This is a genomic window from Pseudomonas peli, from assembly GCF_050563605.1.
Lineage (GTDB): Bacteria > Pseudomonadota > Gammaproteobacteria > Pseudomonadales > Pseudomonadaceae > Aquipseudomonas > Aquipseudomonas peli_A.
Genome location: NZ_JBNXUH010000009.1, coordinates 22,531 through 44,312, shown reverse-complemented (window position 1 = coordinate 44,312; position 21,782 = coordinate 22,531). Strand labels below are relative to the sequence as shown.

Annotated in this window: 23 protein-coding genes, 1 tRNA gene and 1 pseudogene; 19 read left to right on the top strand and 6 right to left on the bottom strand. The window is 58.9% G+C overall.

Going from position 1 to position 21,782, the window contains the following annotated elements; genetic code table 11:
• Positions 1-130: 130 nt before the first annotated feature.
• The 3 genes from ACQ4LH_RS12600 to ACQ4LH_RS12590 form a co-directional block, all read right to left on the bottom strand.
• On the bottom strand, positions 131-1,198 hold the full coding sequence (locus ACQ4LH_RS12600; RefSeq protein WP_430697472.1) for a GGDEF domain-containing protein: 1,068 nt from the start codon (positions 1,196-1,198) through the stop codon (positions 131-133).
• Positions 1,199-1,300: 102 nt separating this feature from the next.
• Entirely contained in the window at positions 1,301-1,771 is a 471-nt protein-coding gene (locus ACQ4LH_RS12595) for a Dps family protein (RefSeq protein WP_167144942.1), read from the bottom strand.
• Between the two features lie 146 nt (positions 1,772-1,917).
• Positions 1,918-3,036, bottom strand: coding sequence for an HD domain-containing phosphohydrolase (locus ACQ4LH_RS12590; protein WP_430697471.1), 1,119 nt, complete (start codon positions 3,034-3,036; stop codon positions 1,918-1,920).
• 292 nt (positions 3,037-3,328) lie between these two features.
• Between ACQ4LH_RS12590 and aspS the strand changes: the two genes are divergently transcribed.
• The 16 genes and pseudogenes from aspS to nadA all read left to right on the top strand — a co-directional run bounded on the left by aspS (position 3,329) and on the right by nadA (position 16,584).
• Positions 3,329-5,104 carry an aspartate--tRNA ligase gene (gene aspS / locus ACQ4LH_RS12585; protein ID WP_430697470.1) on the top strand — a complete coding sequence of 592 codons (1,776 nt, stop codon included), beginning with the start codon at positions 3,329-3,331 and terminating at the stop codon, positions 5,102-5,104.
• A 90-nt stretch (positions 5,105-5,194) separates the two neighbouring features.
• Positions 5,195-5,944: a YebC/PmpR family DNA-binding transcriptional regulator gene (locus ACQ4LH_RS12580; RefSeq protein WP_430697469.1), complete on the top strand. Its 750-nt coding sequence runs from the start codon at positions 5,195-5,197 to the stop codon at positions 5,942-5,944.
• Between the two features lie 228 nt (positions 5,945-6,172).
• On the top strand, positions 6,173-6,697 hold the full coding sequence (ruvC, locus tag ACQ4LH_RS12575) for a crossover junction endodeoxyribonuclease RuvC (RefSeq protein WP_430697468.1): 525 nt from the start codon (positions 6,173-6,175) through the stop codon (positions 6,695-6,697).
• A 23-nt stretch (positions 6,698-6,720) separates the two neighbouring features.
• Positions 6,721-7,326: a Holliday junction branch migration protein RuvA gene (ruvA, locus tag ACQ4LH_RS12570; RefSeq protein ID WP_305589321.1), complete on the top strand. Its 606-nt coding sequence runs from the start codon at positions 6,721-6,723 to the stop codon at positions 7,324-7,326.
• Positions 7,326-8,378: a Holliday junction branch migration DNA helicase RuvB gene (ruvB, locus tag ACQ4LH_RS12565; protein ID WP_430697467.1), complete on the top strand. Its 1,053-nt coding sequence runs from the start codon at positions 7,326-7,328 to the stop codon at positions 8,376-8,378. The genes ruvA and ruvB overlap by 1 nt, the downstream gene beginning before the upstream one ends.
• A 52-nt stretch (positions 8,379-8,430) precedes the next feature.
• Positions 8,431-8,905 (top strand): annotated as a pseudogene (gene ybgC / locus ACQ4LH_RS12560) (tol-pal system-associated acyl-CoA thioesterase).
• Positions 8,886-9,581 carry a protein TolQ gene (gene tolQ / locus ACQ4LH_RS12555; protein WP_304870633.1) on the top strand — a complete coding sequence of 232 codons (696 nt, stop codon included), beginning with the start codon at positions 8,886-8,888 and terminating at the stop codon, positions 9,579-9,581. The pseudogene ybgC and the gene tolQ overlap by 20 nt, the downstream one beginning before the upstream one ends.
• Positions 9,582-9,614: 33 nt before the next feature.
• Positions 9,615-10,067, top strand: coding sequence for a protein TolR (gene tolR, locus ACQ4LH_RS12550; RefSeq protein WP_311091431.1), 453 nt, complete (start codon positions 9,615-9,617; stop codon positions 10,065-10,067).
• A complete protein-coding gene (gene tolA / locus ACQ4LH_RS12545) occupies positions 10,067-11,017 on the top strand; it encodes a cell envelope integrity protein TolA (RefSeq protein ID WP_430697466.1) in 951 nt (316 codons plus the stop codon). The genes tolR and tolA overlap by 1 nt, the downstream gene beginning before the upstream one ends.
• The gene (gene tolB / locus ACQ4LH_RS12540; RefSeq protein ID WP_430697465.1) at positions 11,014-12,312 is read left to right on the top strand and encodes a Tol-Pal system beta propeller repeat protein TolB; all 1,299 of its coding nucleotides are present in this window, start codon (positions 11,014-11,016) and stop codon (positions 12,310-12,312) included. Before tolA ends, tolB begins: the two co-directional genes overlap by 4 nt.
• Positions 12,313-12,380: 68 nt before the next feature.
• Positions 12,381-12,878 (top strand): peptidoglycan-associated lipoprotein Pal, encoded by a 498-nt coding sequence (gene pal / locus ACQ4LH_RS12535; RefSeq protein ID WP_090252626.1) that lies wholly within the window; start codon positions 12,381-12,383, stop codon positions 12,876-12,878.
• Between the two features lie 6 nt (positions 12,879-12,884).
• Positions 12,885-13,706: a tol-pal system protein YbgF gene (gene ybgF, locus ACQ4LH_RS12530; RefSeq protein WP_430697464.1), complete on the top strand. Its 822-nt coding sequence runs from the start codon at positions 12,885-12,887 to the stop codon at positions 13,704-13,706.
• Positions 13,707-13,899: 193 nt separating this feature from the next.
• A complete protein-coding gene (gene queE / locus ACQ4LH_RS12525; RefSeq protein WP_430697463.1) occupies positions 13,900-14,547 on the top strand; it encodes a 7-carboxy-7-deazaguanine synthase QueE in 648 nt (215 codons plus the stop codon).
• A 1-nt stretch (position 14,548) separates the two neighbouring features.
• On the top strand, positions 14,549-15,223 hold the full coding sequence (gene queC / locus ACQ4LH_RS12520) for a 7-cyano-7-deazaguanine synthase QueC (RefSeq protein ID WP_430697462.1): 675 nt from the start codon (positions 14,549-14,551) through the stop codon (positions 15,221-15,223).
• Between the two features lie 57 nt (positions 15,224-15,280).
• Positions 15,281-15,356, top strand: a tRNA-Lys gene (locus ACQ4LH_RS12515).
• Between the two features lie 169 nt (positions 15,357-15,525).
• On the top strand, positions 15,526-16,584 hold the full coding sequence (nadA, locus tag ACQ4LH_RS12510) for a quinolinate synthase NadA (protein WP_430697461.1): 1,059 nt from the start codon (positions 15,526-15,528) through the stop codon (positions 16,582-16,584).
• 60 nt (positions 16,585-16,644) lie between these two features.
• Here the strand turns inward: nadA and ACQ4LH_RS12505 are convergent, their stop codons facing one another.
• The gene (locus tag ACQ4LH_RS12505; protein ID WP_430697460.1) at positions 16,645-18,078 is read right to left on the bottom strand and encodes a M48 family metalloprotease; all 1,434 of its coding nucleotides are present in this window, start codon (positions 18,076-18,078) and stop codon (positions 16,645-16,647) included.
• A 106-nt stretch (positions 18,079-18,184) separates the two neighbouring features.
• Between ACQ4LH_RS12505 and ACQ4LH_RS12500 the strand changes: the two genes are divergently transcribed.
• Together ACQ4LH_RS12500 and ACQ4LH_RS12495 are read left to right on the top strand one after the other, a co-directional pair.
• Complete coding sequence (locus ACQ4LH_RS12500) at positions 18,185-18,436, top strand: sulfurtransferase TusA family protein (RefSeq protein WP_090385318.1); 252 nt, start codon at positions 18,185-18,187, stop codon at positions 18,434-18,436.
• A 67-nt stretch (positions 18,437-18,503) separates the two neighbouring features.
• Entirely contained in the window at positions 18,504-19,553 is a 1,050-nt protein-coding gene (locus tag ACQ4LH_RS12495; RefSeq protein WP_430697459.1) for an AI-2E family transporter, read from the top strand.
• Between the two features lie 67 nt (positions 19,554-19,620).
• Here the strand turns inward: ACQ4LH_RS12495 and ACQ4LH_RS12490 are convergent, their stop codons facing one another.
• On the bottom strand, positions 19,621-20,094 hold the full coding sequence (locus tag ACQ4LH_RS12490) for a peroxiredoxin (protein ID WP_430697458.1): 474 nt from the start codon (positions 20,092-20,094) through the stop codon (positions 19,621-19,623).
• 9 nt (positions 20,095-20,103) lie between these two features.
• Positions 20,104-20,661 carry a glycine cleavage system protein R gene (locus ACQ4LH_RS12485; RefSeq protein ID WP_275963534.1) on the bottom strand — a complete coding sequence of 186 codons (558 nt, stop codon included), beginning with the start codon at positions 20,659-20,661 and terminating at the stop codon, positions 20,104-20,106.
• 234 nt (positions 20,662-20,895) lie between these two features.
• Between ACQ4LH_RS12485 and dapA the strand changes: the two genes are divergently transcribed.
• Positions 20,896-21,774 (top strand): 4-hydroxy-tetrahydrodipicolinate synthase, encoded by an 879-nt coding sequence (gene dapA / locus ACQ4LH_RS12480; RefSeq protein ID WP_275963535.1) that lies wholly within the window; start codon positions 20,896-20,898, stop codon positions 21,772-21,774.
• The last annotated feature ends 8 nt before the right edge of the window (positions 21,775-21,782 follow it).

Here is a 21,782-nt window from a genome sequence, read left to right as displayed (position 1 = left end):
GAAGGGCTGGTTGCGCGTATTGGGCGTTGCAGGGGAGGAATAAAAGCGCGTGGTACCAACCATGCGCCGAACCAGAGATGCGGTTCAGCGGCACGGGGCGTATTTAACAGCAAAGAGGTGGGGTTCTCAATCAAGCACTGAGCGCTGTTTCACTCGCAATGGGGCTCACTTGGTTGCGGCCATCGCGCTTGGCCTGATAAAGCGCGTCATCAGCGCGGGTGAGCAGGGTTTCCAGCGTATCGCCTTGTTCTGCAAGGGCGAAGCCGAAGGAAGCGGTAATGCTGTCGAGTACTTCGTCGGTTCGGCGCACTTTGATGCGCAGTGACTGAATCTTCAGGCGCAGCTGTTCGGCAAAAGCGTAGGCCGTTACGTTGTCAAAACAGTCACGCAGGATGACGCAGAACTCTTCACCGCCATAGCGTGCGGCCATTGCGCGGGGGGGGAGTAGGTCGCGCAGCAGCTGGCCGACGTGTTGCAGCACGCGATCACCCAGGGGGTGGCCGTATTGGTCGTTGAATTGTTTGAAATGGTCGATATCCAGCATCACCAGGGCGACGCCGTCATGTTCGGTGCTGAGGGTTTGTTCCAGCAATCGGCTGAAGGCATTGCGATTGAATACCTGGGTCAGGCTATCCAGTGTTGCGGCGATGTGCGCGCGTTCAAGCTGGCTGCGTAGGCTCTTGATTTCTTGCTGAGCGGCATTCAGGCGATAGAGGAACTTGTCCTGCTGGTCCTGCATCAGTTGCGTGCTTTGCTGCAGTTCATTCAGGACATTCGGCAGATCATCGATGATCGGCTCCTGCAGCGCGGCAAGGCCATGCTCCAGGCTGGCTTGGTAGTTGCGGCTGCCAATGATGCTTCGTGACACATTGCCTTCGATGTCATCGACCAGCTCGATGACCTGTTGCTGGCCGGCACGGGCTTCTTCGAGTTCGCCGTGGATGATGTAGTCGCGAAACAGTTTGGCTGCGGTTTCCGGCGGGAAGCTGTCAAAGTCAGCGACGGTTTTCTCCAGGCGGCGATTGAGCTCGGGTTCCAGGCCTTTGCTGTAGGTGTACCAGAGGGCGTAATGCACCGGATTGGGCGGGATGTCGTGGCGCATCATCAGCGGTACCGCCTTCTTTAGAAGCGCCGCAGCATCGCGGGTTTCTTCGGGGTACAGCTCTAGGATGCTGGGGGCTTTGGCGGGTTTGTTCATGCACGTCACTGTGGCCAAGTTGCAATTGACCAAAGCATAGAACAGCTGCTGGGCAAGCGCCTAGCAAAAGGCCCATAAAGACGGGCCTTTTACGTGATTTACCTAGGCGGCCAGCAGGCTGCGCAGCATCCAGGCGGTTTTTTCATGGACTTGCATACGTTGGGTCAGTAGGTCCGCGGTGGGTTCGTCGCTGACTTTGTCCAGCAGCGGGAAGATGCCACGAGCGGTGCGTACGACGGCTTCCTGGCCTTGAACCAGCTGTTTGATCATGTCTTGTGCATTCGGCACACCTTCTTCTTCTTTAATAGACGAGAGGCGGGCGTAGGCGGCGTAGGTGCCGGGAGCGGGGAAGCCCAGGGCGCGAATGCGCTCGGCGATCTGGTCGACGGCCAGCGACAGTTCGGTGTACTGACCTTCAAACATCAGGTGCAGGGTGTTGAACATCGGGCCGGTGACGTTCCAGTGGAAGTTGTGGGTTTTCAGGTACAGGGTGTAGGTGTCTGCAAGCAGTCGCGACAGGCCTTCGGCGATGGCGGCGCGGTCCTGCTCGGCGATTCCGATATTGATTTCCATACCATTTCTCCTTCAGGGCTCGGGGCTTGGCTGCCCGCGTGATGGGCAGAGCCTACCATGGGTTTTACCGAGCTTTATCGTGGTTTATATCAATGAAAGTGATGGTTGGAGGCTATTGCTTGGCATGGGTTCAATTTTTCTAAGGTTTAGCGATGTGCCAGCTCTGGGTGTTGTTGCAGCGTCTGATTGAATACTTCGACCCAGTAGGTGCTGAATTGCCGTCCGGCGAGGTTGTTGATTTCTAGGATGGCGCGCAACAACGGGCGTTTATTCAGGGTTTGATGGGCGCGTTCATGGGTGCGCGCGTCGAAGGTGTCGACGATATTGATAATCAGGGCTCCTGGGCTGGTCTCGACCTCTTTCAGGCCTTTTGGATAGCCGCTGCCGTCGGCGTGTTCCTGGTGTTGCAGGGCGATTTCCGCGGCCGCATCCCATCTGGGCATGCGTTTGAGCAGGTCATAGGCGAGACGCGGGTGGGATTGCATCTGCCGGCGCTCTTCGCGGTTGAAGTGTTCTTCTTTATGCAGCATTTCCAGCGGCAGAAAGGCCATGCCCAGGTCGTGTAGGCAGATCGCTGCAGCCAGTTGTTCGGGCTGTTCCGGGCCGCCGCCGAGCTGATTGATTGCCAGAGCTAGGTCGAGCTGACGCAGGCCGCGACCTTGCCAGAAGTGTGAACGGCGTTCGCTGGCCTGCATCAGGTCGATAAAGAACAGCAGGTCTGCATCAGGCTCTATGCCGTAGCGTCTGAGCAGGTCGGCGGCGGCGGGTTCATCTGCAGTTATTGCTGCTGGTGGCCGCGAGCTGGGGTCGAGCTGTTGCAGCAGTGCGCTGCGAATACCGGTTTGTTGCACCGCTGGCGCCAGTGCCAGAGCGCTGAGTGCCTGACTAAGCGACTTGCTTTGGGTTGCGCTGAGTTGCGCTGACGGGCCGCCGAGTGCGTGCTGGATCAGCTCTTTGAGGTAGTCGAGGGTTAATAGCAGGATATCGCCCAGCAGGCTGTCGAAATGCAACTGGCCCTCGCGCAGACAGGACAGAACATCCTCCATGGCTTGCGGCACGCTCATCAGCGTATCCAGGCCGATATAACCCAGATTGCCCTTGAGCGTATGCACCAGGCGAAACAGCTCGCGCAGGCGTTCGCGGTCATTGGGGGTGTGCTCGAGCTCGATCAGCAATTGTTCGCAACGTTGGAATTGTTCGCTGGATTCCAGGCGAAAGTCTGCCAGCAAATCGCTGGGGATTTCAGCCAGGTTCGGCGTGGCCATAAGCCTCTCCACTATTCGACGGTCAGAGTGCTGCATGCCTGAGTATAGGAAGGGCTGGCAAAAGCGCGTGGGGCGGCGGCTGCAAGTGGCGGCTTAACCATATATAATCCCGCGCTTTGCCGCGTTTTGTCGGGCGAACCGTCGGCTGCGTATGCGCCGCTGATCGTTTCGCGCCCCTTAAAGGCAGCACTATTGCGGAAAATGGCGCCTGCGCCAGCCGGTTATCCGGCCAACGAGCGTCGCAGTCACTGCGGCCCAACGAATTCAAGACTCAAGAGAAGCGACTACCACCATGATGCGCAGCCATTATTGCGGCCAACTGAACGAGAGCCTGGACGGCCAGGAAGTCACCCTTTGCGGTTGGGTACATCGCCGTCGTGACCATGGCGGGGTGATTTTCCTCGACATTCGTGACCGTGAAGGTCTGGCCCAAGTGGTATTCGATCCGGATCGCGCGGCGACCTTCGCCACCGCCGACAAGGTGCGCAGCGAATACGTGGTCAAGATCACCGGTAAGGTGCGTCTGCGTCCGGCCGGTGCCGGCAACGCCAACATGGCTTCCGGCGCTATCGAAGTGCTGGGCTATGAGCTGGAAGTGCTGAACGAAGCGGAAACCCCGCCGTTCCCGCTCAACGAATACACCGACGTCGGCGAAGAAACCCGTCTGCGCTACCGTTTTATCGACCTGCGTCGCCCGGAAATGGCGGCCAAACTGAAGTTGCGTTCGAGCATCACCAGCAGCATCCGTCGCTACCTGGATGAAAACGGCTTCCTCGATGTGGAAACGCCGATCCTCACCCGTGCCACTCCCGAGGGCGCGCGTGATTACCTGGTGCCGAGCCGCACCCACGCCGGCAGCTTCTTCGCCCTGCCGCAGTCGCCACAGCTGTTCAAGCAGCTGCTGATGGTGGCCGGCTTCGACCGCTACTACCAGATCGCCAAGTGCTTCCGTGACGAAGACCTGCGTGCCGACCGCCAGCCGGAATTCACCCAGATCGACATCGAAACCAGCTTCCTCGATGAAGCCGACATCATGGCCATCACCGAGAAGATGATTCGCCAGCTGTTCAAGGAAGTGCTCAACGTCGAGTTCGGCGAGCTGCCGCACATGACCCTGGCCGAAGCTATGCGTCGCTTTGGTTCGGACAAGCCGGACCTGCGCAACCCGCTGGAACTGGTGGATGTCGCCGATCAGCTGCAAGCGGTCGACTTCAAGGTGTTCAGCGGTCCAGCCAACGATCCGAAGTGCCGAGTGACCGCGCTGCGCGTACCAGGCGGGGCGAGCATGCCGCGCAGCAAGATCGACGAGTACACCAAGTTTGTGGGCATCTACGGCGCAAAGGGCCTGGCTTACATCAAGGTCAACGAGCGCGCTAATGGTGCCGAAGGCCTGCAGTCGCCGATTGTCAAGAACATCCCGCTGGACAACATCAACGTGATCCTTGATCGCGTCGGCGCAGTCGATGGCGACATCGTGTTCTTCGGTGCCGACAAGGCTAAGATCGTCAGCGAGGCCTTGGGCGCACTGCGCATCAAGCTGGGTCACGACCTCAATCTGCTGACTTGCGAGTGGGCGCCGCTGTGGGTCGTCGACTTCCCGATGTTCGAAGAGAACGACGACGGCAGCCTGACCGCCATGCACCACCCGTTCACCGCACCGAAGTGCAGCCCGGCCGAGCTGGAAGCCAATCCGGCCGCCGCCCTGTCGCGTGCCTACGACATGGTGCTCAACGGCACCGAGCTGGGTGGCGGTTCGATCCGTATCCACGACAAGTCGATGCAGCAGACCGTGTTCCGCGTACTGGGTATCAGCGAAGACGAGCAGCAGGAGAAGTTCGGCTTCCTCCTTGATGCCCTGAAGTTCGGCGCGCCACCTCATGGCGGCCTGGCTTTCGGTCTGGATCGTCTGGTCATGCTGATGACCGGCGCGCAGTCGATTCGTGAAGTGATCGCCTTCCCGAAAACCCAGAGCGCGGCCTGCGTTATGACTCAGGCGCCTGGCCTGGTGGATAACAAGGCGCTACGCGAATTGCACATTCGCCTGCGCGAGCAACCCAAGGCCGAATAAGCCTTAGCGATGACAAGAAGCCTGGATTTTCCAGGCTTCTTGGTTATATGGGTGCGATAAAACCTGATTTGACGAATTACGGAGTGAGTTATGGCTGGTCATTCCAAGTGGGCCAATATCAAGCACCGCAAAGGGCGTCAGGACGCCAAGCGCGGCAAGATTTTCACCAAGATTATTCGTGAGCTGACCGTTGCGGCCAAGCACGGCGGCCCGATCCCGGCGGACAACCCGCGTCTGCGTCTGGCTGTAGACAAGGCCCTTACGGCCAATATGTCGCGCGATGTGATTGATCGGGCGATTGACCGTGGTGCCGGCAATAACGAAGCCGACAACGTCGTCGAGCTGAGTTACGAAGGTTACGCGCTGGGCGGTGTGGCGATTATCGTCGAGGCCATGACCGACAACCGCAATCGCACGGCAGCCGAAGTGCGCCATGCCTTTACCAAGTGCGGCGGCAACCTGGGCACCGATGGTTCGGTGGCTTATATGTTTGATCGCAAGGGGCAACTCAGCTTCGCCCCAGGCGTTAGCGAAGATGCCTTGATGGAAGCTGCGCTGGAAGCCGGTGCTGATGACGTGGAGATGAGCGAGGACGGCTCTGCCCTGGTGTCGACCAGCTTTGCCGATTTCCATGGCGTCAACGAGGCGCTCAGTGCTGCCGGTCTCAAGGCGGATGAGGCAGAAATTGCCATGATCCCTTCGATCAGTGCGCCGGTTAATGATCTGGAAACCGCGCAGAAAGTTATCAAGCTGATCGATATGCTCGAAGACCTCGACGATGTGCAGGAGGTTTACCACAACGCCGAGATCTCCGATGAGCTGATGGAGCAGCTTGGCTGAGTGCGCGTGTATTAATGAAAAGCCGGAGGTCTTCAGGTAATTCCTGAGTACTTCCGGCTTTTTTATAGCCTGCCATCCATGGCCGCTACCCTGCGGGCCGTCGCTACGCGACGTTAAAAATGACTCCGGCCTGGGTGACGCCGACGTGGGCGGGCCCTATACTCGCCAACTGGATAAATAGACAGTGTGCCGGCTGAGTTGGCTGGTGCCTTGAGTGGGCGGTAGGGCATGACCTTGATCCTTGGCATCGACCCCGGTTCGCGCATCACCGGTTACGGTGTGGTGCGTGATACCGGGCGCAATTGCGAATATGTCGCCTCCGGCTGCATTCGCACGGGCAATGGTTCGATGCCGGAGCGTCTGCAGGTGGTGTTTCGCGGCGTGCGTGAAGTCATCGAAACCTACGGGCCGGTTACCATGGGCATCGAGCAGGTGTTTATGGCGCGCAACCCGGATTCTGCGCTCAAGCTCGGTCAGGCGCGCGGTGTGGCTATCGTCGCGGGGATGGAGGCGGGGCTGGATATCGCCGAATACACCGCGACCCAGGTCAAACAGGCGATTGCCGGTACAGGCGGGGCGGATAAGGAGCAGGTGCAGGTGATGGTCATGCACCTGCTCAAACTGGTGCAGAAGCCGCAGATCGATGCTTCCGACGCCCTGGCCATTGCTCTGTGCCATGCCCACCACCGACAAAGCCTGATTCCCCATGGCTTGGCCGGGGCCAAGCGGCGCGCGGGTCGTCTTCGTTTGTAACGTAACTTTTAAGGAAAGCAGCGGTGATCGGACGTTTGCGCGGCACCCTGGCTGAAAAGCAGCCGCCCCATGTGATAGTGGACATAAATGGTTTGGGTTATGAGCTGGAAGTGCCTATGACCACCCTGTACCGTTTGCCCTCGGTGGGTGAGCCGTTGACCCTGCACACTCATCTGGTGGTGCGTGAGGATGCGCATCTGCTCTATGGTTTTTTCGAAAAGCGCGAGCGCGAGCTGTTTCGTGAGCTGATTCGCCTCAATGGTGTCGGCCCGAAACTGGCTCTGGCCTTGATGTCCGGCCTTGAAGTCGATGAGTTGGTGCGTTGTGTGCAGGCACAAGACACCTCGGTGCTGGTTAAGATTCCGGGGGTCGGCAAGAAAACCGCAGAACGTCTGTTGGTTGAGCTGAAGGATCGCTTCAAGGCCTGGGAAACCGTGCCCGGCATGTCGCACCTGGTGGTGGAACCTCGCGGCGGCAGTGCAGTCTCAAGCGCGGAGAATGATGCGGTCAGTGCACTTATTTCGCTCGGCTACAAACCCCAGGAAGCCAGTCGCGCCGTCTCAGCTATTAAGGAAGACGGTTTGAGCAGTGAAGATATGATTCGTCGAGCCCTGAAGGGAATGGTCTAGTGCTAGAAGCTGATCGCCTGATTACCGCAGCCCCGCGTGACCGTGATGAGCAGGTTGACCGTGCCATTCGCCCACTGAAATTGGCCGAATACATCGGCCAGCCGAGCGTGCGCGAACAGATGGAGCTGTTTATCCAGGCGGCCCGTGGGCGCAGCGAGGCGCTCGATCACACCCTGATCTTCGGCCCGCCCGGTCTGGGCAAGACCACCCTGGCCAATATCATCGCCCAGGAAATGAATGTTTCGATCAAGAGCACCTCGGGCCCTGTGTTGGAGCGGCCGGGTGATCTGGCGGCTTTGCTGACCAATCTTGAGCCGGGCGATGTGTTGTTTATCGATGAGATTCATCGCCTTTCGCCGATTGTCGAAGAAGTGCTGTACCCGGCCATGGAAGATTTTCAGCTCGACATCATGATCGGCGAAGGCCCGGCCGCGCGCTCGATCAAGCTCGATCTGCCGCCGTTTACCCTGGTCGGTGCCACCACTCGGGCTGGCATGCTGACCAATCCACTGCGCGACCGTTTTGGCATTGTGCAGCGTCTGGAGTTCTACAACACCGAAGACCTGGCGACCATCGTCATGCGCTCTGCGGGGATTCTCGGCTTGTCGATCGAGCCCCATGGCGCCTTCGAGATTGCCCGTCGCGCCCGCGGTACGCCGCGTATCGCCAACCGTTTGCTGCGCCGTGTGCGCGACTTTGCCGAAGTGCGCGCGCAGGGCGATATCACCCGTGAAATTGCCGATCTGGCTTTGAACCTGCTGGATGTTGATGAGCGTGGCTTCGACCACCAAGACCGACGTCTACTGCTGACCATGATCGAGAAGTTCGACGGTGGCCCGGTGGGTATCGATAACCTGGCCGCTGCCATCAGTGAAGAGCGCCACACCATCGAAGATGTGCTGGAACCCTATCTGATTCAGCAGGGCTATATCATGCGCACCCCGCGTGGGCGCGTGGTCACCCGGCATGCCTATTTGCACTTTGGCCTGAATGTGCCCAAGCGCATGGGCGAACTCCCCACGGCTGACTTGTTCGGGGGCGATGATGCTTAACAAAAAATACTTGTCGAAGACGATTGGCAAGATCAGGAGCTGGCACTAGAGTATGCGCGCGCAAAACGGAGTTACGCCGTTCACCCATCGTTGTCGGGTTTATTTCGAAGACACCGATGCAGGCGGCATCGTCTACTACGTCAATTACCTCAAATTTATGGAACGGGCTCGCACCGAGTGCCTGCGTGATCTGGGTTTTCTCCAGTCGACGTTGGCCGAGGAGGGCCTGTTGTTCGTTGTGCATTCGGCTGAAGCGCGCTACCACGCGCCAGCCAAGCTCGACGACGAGTTGCTGGTAAGCGCTGAAGTAATTGAATTAAACCGTGCCAGCCTGCGTTTTCGTCAACAGGTCAGGCGGGTAACGGATGATGCGCTGCTTTGTGAAGGGCAGTTTATGGTGGCCTGTGTGCGCGCCGACAATTTGAAACCCCGGGCCATTCCCCAAGCTCTGCACACGGCCTTTGCCGGGCAGGGCGGCGCGGGTACATCTAGAGCAGGAGAGTAAGCGTGGAAGCCAACGCCGTTGACCACATGTCGATGTGGAGTCTGATCAGCAACGCCAGCCTGGTGGTGCAACTGGTAATGCTGACGTTGGTGGCCGCTTCGGTCACTTCGTGGGTCATGATTTTTCAGCGCACCGCGCTGCTGCGTGCGGCCAAGCGTGCCCTGGATAATTTCGAGGAACGCTTCTGGTCGGGTATCGACCTGTCCAAGCTGTACCGCCAGGCGGGCAGCAACCCGGACCCAGATTCCGGTCTGGAGCAGATCTTCCGCGCAGGCTTCAAAGAGTTCTCGCGTCTGCGTCAGCAGTCCGGTGTTGATCCGGATGCGGTGATGGATGCCGTGGCTCGTGCCATGCGTGTTGCCATCTCGCGTGAAGAAGAGAAGCTTGAGCAGAGCCTGCCGTTCCTCGCCACTGTCGGTTCGACCAGTCCGTATATCGGCCTGTTCGGTACCGTGTGGGGCATCATGAACTCCTTCCGTGGCCTGGCTCAGGTGCAGCAAGCGACTCTGGCCACTGTGGCTCCGGGTATTGCCGAAGCGCTGATCGCCACCGCCATAGGCCTGTTTGCCGCGATTCCTGCGGTAATCGCCTACAACCGCTTTGCCGCCCGCGGCGAAATGTTGATTGGCCGTTACTACACCTTCGCTGACGAGTTCCAGGCGATTCTGCACCGCAAAGTCCACACCAGCGACGACTAAGCCTTAGGCACTCTTTACGAAAGGTTTTAAGCCATGGCCAGAATTCGCAACAGACGCAAGCCCGTCGCCGAGATGAACGTGGTGCCTTACATCGATGTGATGTTGGTACTGCTGGTTATCTTTATGGTGACCGCGCCCATGCTCAATCAAGGGGTCAAGGTCGATCTGCCGCAAGTCAGCAGTGAGGTCTTGCCACAGGACAATAACGCTCAGGTGCTGACCATCTCGATCAAGGCCGACAAGACCTATTTCTGGAATATGGGCACTGAGGTTGATGTCGATACCGTGCAGGACCAGGCGCTGACCCTGGAAGAAATGACCCGCGCAGTGACTGCGATCATCAGCCAAAGCCGGGCAACCGGTAAGCAGGTTCAGGTGTTTGTGCGCGGTGATAAAACCGTCGATTACGGCACCATCATGGCGGCCATGGGTGGTTTGCAGCAGGCTGACGTGGGTAACGTCGGGCTGATTACCGAGGCCCCCTGATGCACTACCAGCGCGAGCGTTCGCCCTCGGAAAATCTGTTCTGGCCCGTTGTCTGGGCAGTGGGCCTGCACGTCATCATGTTTGCCATGCTGTTCGTCAGCTTCGCCTTTGCCCCAGACCTGCCGCCGGCCAAACCGGTGGTGCAGGCGACTTTGTACAAGCTGCAATCGCAGAGTCAGGCCACCACCCAGACCAATCAGAAAATCGCTGGCGAAACTAAGAAGACCACTGCACCGGTGTACGAAACCGAACAGCTTGAACAGAAAAAAGCTGAGCAGGAAAAAGTAGCGGCCAAGGCAGCGGAACAAAAGAAAGCTCAAGAGGCTCAGAAAGCGGAGGCTGCCAAAAAGGCCGACGCCGAGAAGAAGACGGCTGAGCAGAAGAAGCTCGCCGATGTAGCCAAAAAGAAAGCGGCGGATGAAGCGGCTAAGAAAAAGGCCGCTGAAGATGCCAAGAAAAAAGCTGCAGAAGAGGCGAAGAAGAAAGCCGCTGCAGAAGCTGCGAAGAAGAAAAAAGCTGATGACGCCAAGAAAAGGGCGGCAGAAGCGGCTCAGCGTAAAGCTGTAGAAGACAAAAAGGCTGCCGCACTGGCCGAGCTGCTGTCCGAGGATGTCGGTCGCCAGCAGGCAATCGCCGATACCGTCGGCGATGAAGTCGCCGGCAGCCTGGATGATCTGATTGTTATGCTGGTCAGCCAGCAGTGGCGGCGCCCGCCATCTGCGCGTAATGGCATGAGCGTAGAAGTACTGATCGAAATGCTGCCTGATGGCACCATTACCAATGCCAGCGTGACGCGCTCCAGTGGCGACTCGCCATTTGATAACTCGGCCGTGCAAGCGGTGCGTAACGTCGGCCGTATTGCTGAAATGCAACAGCTGGACCGCGCCACTTTTGATCGCCTTTACCGGCAGCGTCGCGCTGTCTTCAAACCGGAGGATTTAGGTCTGTGAATACCCTGATGCGTATTGTTCTGCTCGGTCTGACCCTGATGGTCGGCACCGTTCAGGCCGCTGATCCGCTGGTGATCAGCAGTGGCACCGACCGTGCCACACCCATCGCTGTGGTGCCTTTTGGCTGGCAAGGCGGCAACGTGTTGCCCGAGGATATGGCTGAAATCATCGGCAATGACCTGCGTAACTCCGGTGTATTCGAGCCGATTCCTCGGCAGAACATGATCAGTCTGCCGACTCAGGCGACTGAAGTGATCTACCGCGACTGGCAGGCTTTGGGTGCGCAGTACGTGCTGGTCGGCAGCATTGTGCCGAACGCCGGTCGTCTGCAGATTCAGTTTGCCCTGTTCAACGTAACCACTCAGCAGCAAGTCATGACCGGCAGTGTCGGTGGTGGTGTCGATCAGCTGCGTGACATGGCGCACCATATCGCCGACCAGTCGTACGAGAAGCTCACCGGCGTCAAGGGTGCGTTCTCCACCCGTATGCTGTACGTCACCGCTGAGCGTTTCTCGGTGAGCAACACCCGTTACACCCTGCAGCGTTCCGACTATGACGGCGCGCGTGCGGTGACCTTGCTGCAATCGCGTGAGCCGATTCTGTCGCCATCGTTTGCCCCGGATGGCAAGCGTATCGCCTATGTCTCTTTCGAGCAGAAGCGCCCGCGCATCTTCGTGCAGCATATCGATACTGGTCGCCGCGAGCAGATCACCAATTTTGAAGGTCTGAACGGTGCGCCGGCCTGGTCGCCGGATGGCAATCGCCTGGCCTTCGTGCTGTCGCGTGATGGCAACCCGGAAATCTACGTGATGGACATGGGTAGCCGTCAGCTGCGCCGTGTGACCACTCAGCCATCGATTGATACCGAACCATTCTGGGGTAAAGACGGTCAGACTTTGTACTTCACTTCGGATCGCTCCGGCAAACCGCAGATCTACAAAACCAATATCAATGGTGGCTCGGCAGAGCGTGTGACCTTTATCGGTAACTACAACGCCAACCCGAAGCTGTCCGCTGATGAAAAAACCCTGGTGATGATTCACCGCCAGGATGGTTACACCGTGTTCAAAGTGGCGGCGCAAGACCTGCAGCGCGGCAATTTGCGGATACTTTCAGATACCAGTCTGGATGAGTCGCCTACTGTCGCGCCTAACGGCACCATGGTAATCTACGCCACCCGCCAGCAGGGTCGGGGAGTCTTGGTATTGGCGTCCACCAATGGTCGCGTGAGGCTCCCTCTTCCTACCGCTCAAGGCGAAGTTCGAGAGCCTTCTTGGTCCCCTTACCTGAACTGATGCGGCGCTACACCTTTTTGCTGTCTGAAATACTGCTTAACACACTGGGGTTCATTAGGAGTTACATGATGGAAATGCTGAAATTTGGTAAGTTTGCTGCTCTGAGCCTGGCTCTGGCCGTTGCAGTTGGTTGCTCCTCGAAAGGCGGCGACGCTGCTGGCGAAGGCGCTACCGATCCTAACGCTGGTTACGGTGCCAACACTGGCGCTGTTGATGGCAGCCTGAGCGAAGAAGCTGCTCTGCGTGCTATCACCACCTTCTACTTCGAATACGACAGCTCCGACCTGAAGCCAGAGGCCATGCGCGCTCTGGACGTGCACGCCAAAGACCTGCAAGGCAATGGCGCTCGCGTAGTTCTGGAAGGCCACGCTGACGAGCGCGGTACTCGTGAATACAACATGGCTCTGGGCGAGCGTCGCGCCAAAGCTGTGCAGCGTTACCTGGTACTGCAGGGCGTTTCCCCGGCTCAACTGGAACTGGTTTCCTACGGTGAAGAGCGTGCAATCGCCACTGGCAACGACGAGTCCTCCTGGGCTCAAAACCGTCGCGTCGAACTGCGTAAGTAATTCGATATGCGTACGTGCCGTCGTGCTTTAACCGTTTTGGCGCTCAGCCTGCCGCTTGCGGCGTGGGCTGAGGTTCCCGTGGTGGATAACAATGCCGGTTACGGCAGCAGTTACCCGCCTGCTGGTTACGGTACGTCCGGCACCTCCGTCGCGACAGGGGCTGCGCCCCCTGTCACGGCGCAGGGCATGCTGTTCAACCAGTTGCAGCAGATGCAAGAAGAGATTGCGCAGCTGCGCGGTACGCTGGAAGAGCAACAGAATGAAATTCAACGTCTGAAGCAAGAAAGCCTGGAGCGCTATCAGGATCTTGATCGGCGTGTAAGTGGTGGTGCGGCAGGTGCTGCGACCAACCAGGACTCTTCAGCCGCTGGCGCAGTCAACGCCAACGGTACGCCAACCCCGCCAGCTGCGGGGCAGGCACAAGCGCCAGCCAGCAATGAGCCGGCCGATCCGGCAAAGGAAAAGCTGTTCTATGAAGCTGCCTTTGACCTGATCAAAGCCAAGGACTTCGACAAAGCCAGTCAGGCCTTTGCTGCGTTTTTGCGCAAATACCCGAACAGTCAGTACGCCGGCAACGCGCAGTACTGGCTCGGCGAGGTGAACCTGGCCAAGGGTGATCTGCAGGGCGCAGGCCAGGCATTTGCGCGGGTCAGTCAGACTTACCCGAGCCACGCCAAGGTGCCGGACTCGCTGTTCAAGCTTGCTGACGTCGAGCAGCGCTTGGGCAACAGTGACAAGGCCAAAGGTATTCTGCAGCAGGTGATTGCCCAGTATCCGGGTAGTTCGGCGGCTCAGCTGGCGCAGCGTGATTTGCAGCGTTTGCCGTAAAGGCTGAACTTCGAATCAAGAAACCCGCGCTTTGCGCGGGTTTTTTATGTCCAGTGATCACTAGTGGTTGCCCGTCGGGTCGTCGCTGCGCGGTGTTAAGAATTTCACCCGGAATCTATTTCGTATACAATCCGCGCCCCTTTTCCCGCAACGGAGGCGGACAGCCTGTTTAGCTGTCACGCCCGTGGCTGATATGCAAAATACCCTGCGCATTACCGAGATTTTCTACTCGCTGCAGGGCGAGACGCGCACCGCCGGCTTGCCGACTGTGTTCGTTCGCCTGACCGGCTGTCCTCTGCGTTGCCAATACTGCGACACCGCCTATGCCTTCAGTGGTGGGGAGATCATGTCGCTGGACGCCATTTTCGAGCAGGTTGCCGGCTACAGACCACGCTATATCTGCGTGACTGGTGGTGAGCCGTTGGCGCAGCCCAATTGCATTCCTCTGCTCAAGCGTCTGTGTGATGCCGGCTATGAAGTGTCGCTGGAAACCAGCGGCGCGTTGGATGTATCGGCGGTCGACCCGCGGGTGAGCAAGGTCCTCGACCTAAAGACCCCAGGTTCAGCCGAAGTGGCGCGCAATCGCTACGAGAATATCGATCTGCTGACGCCAAATGATCAGGTCAAGTTCGTTATCTGCTCGCGTGAGGATTACGACTGGGCGGTGAGCAAGCTGATCCAGTACCGCTTGGCTGAGCGTGTGGGCGAGGTGCTGATGTCGCCGAGTCACCATGAGCTGGATGCGCGCTCGCTGGCCGAGTGGATCATCGCCGACAACCTGCCAGTTCGCCTGCAGATGCAGCTGCACAAGATTCTCTGGAATGATGAGCCAGGACATTGATATGAGCGATAAGAAAGCGGTAATCCTGCTGTCAGGCGGCCTGGATTCGGCCACCGTGGTGGCGTTGGCCAAAGCCGATGGCTACAGCTGCTACACCATGAGTTTCGATTACGGCCAGCGTCACCGCTCTGAGTTGCAGGCGGCCGAGCAGGTGGCGCGGCAGCTAGGTGTGGTCGAGCACAAGGTGATCGGCCTTAATCTCAATGGCATGGGTGGCTCGGCGCTGACTGACGCGAGCATTGAGGTGCCGGAAAGCCCGAGCGAAGGCATTCCGGTGACCTACGTGCCAGCCCGCAACACGGTGTTCCTGTCCCTCGCGCTGGGCTGGGCTGAGGTGCTGGGCGCTCGCGACATTTTTATCGGGGTCAATGCGGTGGATTATTCCGGTTACCCGGATTGCCGTCCGGAGTTTATTGAGGCCTTTGAGCGCATGGCCAATCTGGCCACCAAGGCCGGTGTAGAAGGGCAGGGCTTCCGCATTCAGGCTCCACTGCAGGCCATGAGCAAGGCCGAGATCGTCCAGGCAGGCGTTCAGCAGGGTGTTGATTACGCGCTGACTGTCTCCTGTTACCAGGCTGATGATCAGGGTCGCGCCTGCGGAAAATGCGACAGCTGCCGTCTGCGTGCCGCGGGTTTTGCTACCGCCGGACTGGTAGATCCCACTCGTTATTTCTAAAAAGTTTTCGCGAAGTGTTGAATTTCTGAATTAAATCAGTATCATGCGCCTCGCATCGGGTCGTTAGCTCAGTTGGTAGAGCAGTTGGCTTTTAACCAATTGGTCGTAGGTTCGAATCCCACACGACCCACCATATTTCCTTCCTCGGAAGGTCAAGAAGCCTGAAAGTTCTGATTAAGGAATTTTCGGGCTTTTTTGTATCTGTCACTTTTACCACCGGCGCGTGGTTGCAACCTGCCTGCTGCAGCGCTATCCAGGCGGGTATACTCGCTGCACTGAAAGCATATTCAGAGCCTGATGACATGACCCAGATTTCCGAACGCCTGCTCGTGCAAGTCCACCTCGATGCCAAGCAGCCCAAGCCGCTGACGCCCGAGCAAGAGGCTTTCTACCGTACTGAAATTGCTGCCGAGCTGAAAAAGCAGAACGCCGTGCTGGTCGCGCATTATTACTGTGACCCCGTGCTGCAAGCGCTGGCCGAGGAAACCGGCGGCTGCGTTTCCGACTCGCTGGAAATGGCGCGCTTCGGCAATCAGCACCCGGCGCAGACCGTGCTGGTGGCCGGCGTTAAATTTATGGGCGAAACGGCGAAAATCCTCAATCCGGAAAAGCGCGTGCTGATGCCGACGCTTGAGGCGACCTGCTCGCTTGATCTGGGTTGCCCGGTGGAAGAGTTCTCAGCGTTCTGCGATCAGCATCCGCAGCGCACTGTGGTGGTGTATGCCAACACCTCGGCGGCGGTGAAGGCGCGCGCCGATTGGGTGGTGACTTCCAGTTGTGCGGTGGAAATCATCGAGCACCTGATGGATAACGGAGAAAGCATCCTTTGGGCGCCGGATCAGCACCTAGGCCGTTATATCCAGAACAAGACCGGCGCCGACATGCTGCTGTGGGACGGTGCCTGTATCGTCCACGAGGAGTTCAAGGCCAAGCAGCTGGAAGACATGAAGGCGCTGTACCCAGACGCAGCCGTGCTGGTTCACCCCGAATCACCGACCGCAGTGATCGATCTGGCCGATGCAGTAGGCTCTACCAGCCAGCTGATCGCTGCTGCGCAGCGTCTGCCGAATAAGACCTTTATCGTCGCCACCGACGCCGGCATCTTCTACAAGATGCAGCAGCTGTGCCCGGACAAGGAATTTGTCGCCGCCCCAACTGCCGGTAACGGCGCGGCTTGCCGCAGCTGTGCGCATTGCCCGTGGATGGCGATGAATACCCTGCAGCGCACCCTCGAGTGCCTGCGCGAGGGTAGTAACGAGATATTCGTCGACCCGGCCCTGATCCCCAAAGCGATCAAACCGCTCAAGCGCATGCTCGACTTCACTCAGGCTGCGCGGCTCAAACTGAGCGGCAACGCCTAAGCGAGCTGCATAAAAAAGCCAGGCATTTGCCTGGCTTTTTCTTTTCTGTCGCGGGCTTTACTAGCGCAGCATCTGTTCAATGATGCGCTGTTCTTCGATCAGCTCGCGCTGCCTGGCGTCGATGCGCGAGGCCAGTTGGAAGTTGTTGTTGGCGCGGCGTTTGGCGAAGTCGAGTTGTTCCAGGGCCTGGTTGTAGTCACCGACCAGGGCAAAGAACTCGCCGCGTGCCTGATGCAGGCCGATGGTGTTGCCGCTCAGGCCGCGTACTTCTGCTACTTGGTACCACACATCCGGGTCCTTGCCGCGGCTTTTCAGCATGTCGTCGAGGGCGCGTTCGGCTTCCTGAATGTGGCCCTGTTTCATCAGTAGGTCGATATGTGCCTGGTTGACCGGGTAGTTGTTCGGGTAAAGGGTCAGCAGTCGGGTAGTTCGGCTTTGCGCATCGCTCAGGCGATTGGCCGCCATATCCAGTTCAATTTGCGCGAGATTGTAGGCGACATCGTTGGGTGAATTTTCCAGCAGCGGCTGCAGGGACTCGCGCGCCTGCTTGTGCTGGCCGCTTTTGATCTGCGCAATCGCCAGGCCGTAGCGAGCGGCTTCCATCTGTGGGTTTTCGTCGAGCATATTGCGAAAACGCTTGGCGGCCATCCCCGGGGTTTCTTCGTAGGTCAGCTGCACACGGGCGCGCATCAGCTGATAGCGCACGCTGTCGGTGACGCCTTTGGCGGTGTACTGCTCGGCACGGTTGCGGGTGTCGGCGATACGCGACTCCGACACCGGGTGAGTCAGGAGGAATTCCGGCGGCTTGCGGTCATAGCGGTACTGGCGCATCAAGCGCTCGAACATGCTGGGCATCGCGCGTGGGTCGAAGCCGGCTTTTTCCAGGTTGACCAGGCCGATTCGGTCGGCTTCCTGTTCGTTCTGCCGAGAGAAGCGGCGTTGCTCCTGCATGGCGGCTGCCTGGGTTGAGGCGATGGCGGCGATGCCCAAGTCGCCAGCGCCGGCCGCCGCCGCGACGATACCGGCGAGCAGGCCGGCCATGACTGGAATCTGCATGCGTTGCTGGGCTTCCAGGCCACGGGCGAAGTGGCGTTGCGACAAATGCGCCAGTTCGTGAGCCATGACCGAGGCGTACTCGGCCTCGGTTTGCGCATACAGAAACAGTCCGCCGTTGACCCCGACAATCCCGCCGGGTGCGGCAAAGGCGTTGATCTGCGGGCTGTTGAGCAGAACGAACTCGAGACGGCGATCCTGCAGCTGGCTGGTTTCGCTCAGACGGTACACGCTGGTTTCGACGAAGTCCTTGAGCTGCGGATCGTCGAGCTGGCTGACCTGGCCGCGTACCAGGCTTAGCCAGGCGCGGCCCAGCTGGTGTTCTTGCTGCGGGGAAACGATGGCGGAACTGGCATCGCCAAGGGAGGGCAAGTCACTGGCCATGGCGGGGGCTGCCAGCAGGCAGGCCAGCGTCAACAGGGTAGGGCGCAGAAGGCTCATGCACAAAGCTCGTGTCGAACAAAGGCGCTACTGTAGCTGGCCAGCGGCTGTGCTGGCCAGGGTTGTACGGCCTTGGTTATCCTTGCGGCCTTCCTGGAGTAGCTCAATGACTGATATGCAATGGCGTGCCGAAGACTTCGACGCGCAACTGGACGCCTGCGGGCTCAACTGCCCGCTACCCTTGCTTAAGGCCAAGCTTGAGCTCAATCGCCTGGCCAGCGGCGCTGTGCTCAAGGTTGAGGCCACTGATGCAGGCTCGCAGCGGGATTTCCGTGCCTTCGCGAGCCTCGCCGGGCATAGTTTGTTGCGTGAAGAGGTCGATAATGGGGTTTACCGCTATTGGCTGCGTAAGGCCTAGGGTTTGCTGCGCTAAGCGCGGCTTGCGAGGCGTTAGAGACACTGTGTTTCCCAGGTAAGGAGTCGCAATGTTCAAGGTGTTTCAGGATTGGCTGCATCGCTATTTTTCCGATGAGCAGGCGGTGGTGCTTGCGGTGCTGCTGGTGCTCGGCTTTGCCGCGATCCTGAATCTGGGCGGCATGCTAGCCCCGGTGTTGACGGGCTTGGTGCTGGCGTTTCTGATGCAGGGCCTGGTGAATGCCTTTGAGCGTCTGCGCTTGCCGCAGATGGTCGCGGTGTGGCTGGTGTTCACCCTGTTTATGAGCATGCTGGGCCTGTTTCTGCTGGTGTTGATGCCACTGCTCTGGCAGCAGCTGAGCACCTTGTTCAATGAGCTGCCGCGCATGGCTACGGAGTGGCAATCGGTGTTCCTGCTGCTGCCCGAGCGTTACCCGAATCTGATTACGGATGAGCAGATCGTGCAGCTGATTGACAGCATGCGTGGCGAGGCCGGCAAGTTCGGCCAGTGGGCGCTGTCGTTCTCCCTGTCCAGTCTGCCGATGCTGCTGACCATCATGATCTACCTGGTGCTGGTGCCGATTCTGGTGTTCTTCTTCCTCAAGGATCGGGAGCTGATCAGTGCGTGGTTTCGCGGTTATCTGCCGCGTGAGCGTGCGTTGATCACTCAGGTGGCGGAGGAGATGAACAAGCAGATCGCCAACTACATTCGCGGCAAGGTGATCGAAATCATCATCTGCGGCGTGGTCACCTATATCGCGTTTGCCTACCTGGGGCTCAACTATGCGGCGCTGCTGGCCTTGCTGGTGGGTTTGTCGGTGGTGGTGCCGTATATCGGCGCGGTGGTGGTAACGGTGCCGGTGGCGCTCATCGGGTTGTTCCAGTGGGGCTTTGGTGACCAGTTCATCTACTTGATGGTGGTCTACGGGATCATTCAGGCGCTGGACGGCAATGTACTGGTGCCGCTGCTGTTCTCCGAGGCGGTCAACCTGCACCCTGTGGCGATCATCTGCGCCGTGCTGCTGTTTGGCGGCATGTGGGGCTTCTGGGGTGTGTTCTTCGCCATCCCGCTGGCCACATTGTTCAAGGCGGTGATCGACGCCTGGCCGCGCAGTGAGTAGATAGCGGCCGATTAATCTGCAGGCAATAAAAAGCCGGTCAATTGGCCGGCTTTTTTGCGCGCGCGATTCAGGCTTTATTCAGTGCCTGGGCCGCGGCCAGAACGGCATCGACATGCCCTGGTACTTTCACACCGCGCCATTCCTGGCGCAGGACACCGTCTTTATCGATCAGAAAGGTACTGCGGTCGACGCCCAGGTATTCCTTGCCGTAAAGCTTCTTCAGCTTGATCACATCGAACAGCTGGCAGACCGCTTCATCCTTGTCGGAAATCAGCTCGAAGGGGAACTCCTGCTTGCACTTGAAGTTCTCGTGGGATTTCAGGCTGTCGCGCGATACGCCGAAGATCAGCGTATTGGCCGCCTGGAACGCCGGGAATTGATCACGAAAACCCTGGCCCTCGGTGGTGCAGCCAGGGGTGCTGTCCTTCGGGTAGAAGTAGATCACCACTTGCTGGCCCTTGAGTGCGGACAGTTGGACGGTCTGGCCGCTGGTGGCCTCTGCCTGGAAGTCTGCAACAGGAGTGTCGAGTGCTACGGCCATAAAATGCTCCTATGGGTTCTGTGGACGCCAAGGCTCAATGAGTGCGTCTAGGTTCAACGCATCGGCAAAGTCGAGAAACTGATCGCGCAACCAGCTGATCTGCGTGCCGGCCGGCAGGGTCACGGTCAGCGTGGCGTTGAGCATGGTGCCGCCGGTCTGCGGAGCTTGATAGGTATCGCAGGTGAGGTTTTCCAGCTCGACGTGATGGTCGAGAAAGAACTGGCACAGCTCATTAAGGATGTCTGGGCGGTAGGCCGAGCTGACATACGCCACATAAGGCAGCGCCTGCGGGCGGCTTTCCGAGGCGGCGCTGCGAATCACATTGACCGAGAAGCTGTGCTTCTTCGCCAGCGCCGGTAGGCTCGACTCCAAGCGCGCCAGGGCATCCCAGCTGCCGGAAATCTGCAATACCAGTGCGCTGTACTCGCCATGCCGACTCAGACGGGTGCTGACCACGGCGCAACGGTTCTCGTGGCTGGTGCGGCAGAGTACGTTGGTCAGCTCCATGGCGTTGGGGCCAAGGGCGCTGATAAGCAGGAATTGTTCGCGAACTAGGGGGGTGGACATGCAGCCTTCCTAAACGATAAGCGGTCGGCCTGCGTACACAGCGCCGATCAAAGCCGGAAGGGTAGCGAAAAGCGCCGCTCAGGGGAATGCCGGCAGGGCTGGGCGGTGAGGAATGTGCCGCGTTTGTCCGAGAAAGATTGTATACGCGTTGCATCACAGCCTCGGTACTTCGCTTGTGCAAGGCAGGTGGCCCCAGTACCATTACGGCTCTCTTTTTCCGGCAGGAGCGGTTGCATGATTGCGGGCAGTATGGTGGCACTGGTTACGCCCATGGATGCACAAGGTGGTCTTGATTGGGACAGCCTGAGCAAACTGGTGGATTTCCACCTGCAGGAGGGCACCAATGCCATCGTCGCAGTCGGCACTACCGGCGAGTCGGCGACCCTTGAGGTGCCTGAACACATCGAAGTGATCAAGCGCATCGTTGATCAGGTTGCCGGGCGCATTCCGGTCATCGCCGGCACCGGTGGCAACTCCACCCGTGAGTCGGTCGAGCTGACCCGCGCTGCCAAAGACGTCGGCGCCGATGCCTGCCTGCTGGTCACCCCGTACTACAACAAGCCGACTCAGGAAGGTTTGTATCTGCACTTCCGCCACATCGCCGAATCGGTTGCCATCCCGCAGATCCTCTACAACGTGCCAGGCCGTACGGTCTGCGACATGCTGCCGGAGACAGTCGAGCGTTTGGCCAAAATCGACAACATCATCGGTATCAAGGAAGCCACTGGCGACCTGCAGCGCGGCCAGGAAGTGCTGGATCGCGTAAGCAAGGACTTCCTGGTCTATTCCGGCGATGACGCCACCGCCGTCGAGCTGATGCTGATGGGCGGCAAGGGCAATATCTCGGTAACCGCCAACGTCGCCCCGCGCGCGATGAGCGATCTGTGCGCTGCAGCCATGCGCGGTGAGGCCGCCATTGCCCGCGCGATCAACGACCGCTTGATGCCACTGCACAAGGCGCTGTTTATCGAATCCAACCCGATTCCGGTGAAATGGGCTCTGCATGAAATGGGTTTGATGCCAGACGGTATCCGTCTGCCACTGACCTGGCTCAGCCCACGTTGTCATGAACCGCTGCGTCAGGCCCTGCGCCAGTCCGGCGTATTGGTTTAATTGAGGAA